The organism is Peptidiphaga sp., assembly GCF_057238965.1.
The window spans coordinates 14,081-17,019 of record NZ_DBHHEV010000022.1 but is presented as its reverse complement, the minus strand read 5'-3'; the positions used below and the strand labels follow the sequence as shown (position 1 = coordinate 17,019).

General features: G+C 65.2%; 4 protein-coding genes. 2 read left to right on the top strand and 2 right to left on the bottom strand.

What is annotated here, in order from left to right:
• A partial coding sequence (thrC, locus tag ACO48X_RS04215; RefSeq protein WP_485000883.1) for a threonine synthase occupies positions 1-579 on the bottom strand: 579 nt, incomplete at its 3' end.
• Positions 579-1,856: a homoserine dehydrogenase gene (locus ACO48X_RS04210; RefSeq protein WP_485000882.1), complete on the bottom strand. Its 1,278-nt coding sequence runs from the start codon at positions 1,854-1,856 to the stop codon at positions 579-581. The genes ACO48X_RS04210 and thrC, both read right to left, overlap by 1 nt.
• A 41-nt stretch (positions 1,857-1,897) precedes the next feature.
• Here ACO48X_RS04210 and ACO48X_RS04205 point away from each other — a divergent pair, with 41 nt between their 5' ends.
• Together ACO48X_RS04205 and ACO48X_RS04200 are read left to right on the top strand one after the other, a co-directional pair.
• On the top strand, positions 1,898-2,152 hold the full coding sequence (locus ACO48X_RS04205) for a hypothetical protein (protein ID WP_485000881.1): 255 nt from the start codon (positions 1,898-1,900) through the stop codon (positions 2,150-2,152).
• Positions 2,153-2,313: 161 nt separating this feature from the next.
• On the top strand, positions 2,314-2,939 hold a 626-nt coding region (locus tag ACO48X_RS04200; protein WP_485000880.1), incomplete at its 3' end, for a type I 3-dehydroquinate dehydratase.

Below are 2,939 nucleotides of genomic sequence, written 5' to 3'. Positions count from 1 at the left end.
GATGTTTCCGGCGTTGCCCACCGGGAGCACGTGGATGTCGGGGGCGTCGCCCAGCTCGTCGACGATCTCGAATGCGGCCGTCTTCTGCCCTTGAAGCCGGTATGGATTGACGGAATTGACGAGGGCGACGGGATGGCTTTCGGTCAGTTCGCGGACGATCCTCAAACAATCGTCGAAGTTCCCGTCGACGGCGACGAGCGTGGCGCCGTGGACGATCGCCTGAGCAAGCTTCCCGGCGGCGATCTTTCCCGCGGGCAAGATGACGGCGGCGCTCAAACCGGCGGCTGCCGCATAGGCGGCGGCCGAAGCCGACGTGTTGCCCGTCGAGGCGCACGCGACGACTTTTGCGTCGGTTGTCAACACCTGGGAAATGGCGGTCGTCATTCCGCGGTCTTTGAACGAGCCCGTGGGGTTGGCGCCTTCGACCTTGACGTAGACGCAAGCCCCTGTTCGCGCGTCAAGGGCGCGGGCGCGGACAAGCGGGGTTCCGCCTTCCTTCAGGGTGACGATCGGATCGCCGTCGTCGAAGGGAAGCCAATCGGCATACTCGCGAATGAGCCCTTGCCACTGATGCGCCATCAGGATTCCTCCACTCGGTTGACGTTGTAAACCTCGGAAATGAACTCGGCGTCGGCCAGCTCGGCCAGAGTCGCCTCGAGATCCGCTTGGAGGGCCTCGTGCGTGCTGACGGTCAGACGAGCCAGTCCGTCTTCTCCGGCCGTCTGGACGACGGCCTTGATCGAGACGCCATGTGCGGCGAACACACCTGTGACCTTCGTCAACACGCCGATTTCGTCGCGCACGGCGAACTCCGCCTGGAAGCTCGAACGTCCACGCGAGGCTTCGAGCACCGGAATGTCCCCGTATATGAGTTCACGAGGGGCGCGCCCGCCGTCGACCTGGTGCGAGGCGGCGGCGACGACGTCGGAAAGGACGGCCGAGGCCGTCGGAGCTCCCCCGGCCCCGGGGCCGTAGAACATGAGCCGATCGGCCGCCTCCGCCTCAATGACGACCGCATTGAACGCCCCGCGAACGGAGGCCAGCGGATGATCGAGCGGAACGAGTGTCGGGCCGACGTGCAATTCGATGCCTTCGGGGCGGCGCTTGGCCGACGCCACAAGCTTCACCACGCACCCCGAACGTCCGGCGGATTCGATGTCCGCCTTCGTTATCGAGCGAATGCCGTGGACGTGCACGTCGTCGATGCCCACGCGGGTGTGGAAGGCGAGCGAGGCGAGAATCGCGCACTTGGCCGCGGCGTCGAGGCCGTCGACGTCGGCGGTGGGGTCGGCCTCCGCGTAGCCCAGCTCCTGCGCTTTGGCGAGCGCTTCGTCAAAATCGAGGCCCTTCACGGTCATCTCGTCGAGAATGTAGTTCGTCGTGCCGTTGACGATGCCCAAAACGGCCGTGATTCTGTCGCCCGCAAGCGATTCGCGCAGTCCGTAGACGACGGGAACCGCGCCCGCCACCGCGGCCTCGTAGTAAAGGTCGACGTCGGCCCGCGCCGCGGCCTCGTAAAGTTCGGGGCCGTGGGCCGCGAGAAGCGCCTTGTTGCCCGTGACGACCGATGCGCCCGCGGCGAACGCTCGAAGAATGTAGGAGCGCGCGGGTTCGATTCCGCCCATGAGCTCAATGACGACGTCCGCATCGTCGATGATCGACTCGGGGTCGTCCGTCAGAAGGGACCTGTCGACGGCGGGATCGCGAGGAGCTGAGACATCCCTCACAGCAATTCCCACGAGCTCGAGCTGGGCGCCCGATCTGGCGGCGAGGTCCTCCTTTTGCTCCGAAAGCAGGCGGGCGACCTGGGTTCCCACGGTTCCCGCTCCGAGAAGGGCGATTTTAACGACGGTCACTGTTCTCCTTTCGCTGGAAGTAGCTTACCGCCATCGGGCCGATGAGGCTCACCCGTCCACAGTCTCTCGCCTGTCCGCAGCCTTTTTCCACGTGCCACAGAAGCGCTGCGACCCACAAGGATGCCGCAGTCCGCAAGGGCGTCACGGTCCACAAGGAGGCCGCGGTCCGCAAGGAGGCCGCGGTCCGCAAGAGCGCTGCGACCCACAAGAATGCCGCAGTCCACAAGGGCGCCGCAGTCCGCGGCCCTCGTCTGCGCACAATGCTCGCGCCCTCGCGCGCCCTGCCGCCCCCATAAACCCTTTTGACGAGAACCTGCCGCCCCATAAGCCCTTTGACGAAAATCTGGGAGAATCGAAGCCCGGGCCGATTCGAATCCCGGCGAATTCGAGTTCGGAGAATCCACGCCCGAAAAATAGGAGAATCCAGGCTCGAGAAACAGTCGAGAAAGGCAACGGCATGAGCAACGACGGCACGAGCAGCGTGAAAAGGACGGCAGCCCTCGGCGGCGTCGTCCTCGGCGAAGGCCGGACGAAGGTCATCGTCCCCGTCACGGCGGAGACCTTCGACGAAATCAAGGAGCAAACTGCGAGCATCGCGAAGCTCGGCGGGCAAACCGCGAGCGGTGCGGAGAACGGCGTGGACGTCGTCGAATGGCGGATGGATTTCCTCGCCCCTTCGATTGACGTCCTCTCAGCCCTCGAAACGCTTGCGGGCTTCACCGATCTGCCCGTCTTGGCGACTTTCCGCACCGCGGACGAAGGAGGAAAGGCGATCGAGGCCTCCGCTTATCGGGACCTGCTCCTGGCCGTCGCCCGATCGGGAAAGGTCAGCGCGATCGACGTCGAAGCATTCCGCGACGAATCGACAGTGAGGGAGGTCATCGACGGCGCGCACGAGGCAGGCGTGGCCGTCCTGGCCTCCTACCACGATTTTCACGCCACGCCGGCGGCCGAGGAGATCATCGCCCGGCTCGAGGCCATGGACGCCGCCGGAGCGGATGTTCTCAAGCTCGCCTGCATGCCAACCTCCGTAGACGATCTGCTCGTTCTGCTGAACGCGACGCATCGGGCCTCGCGCACTTT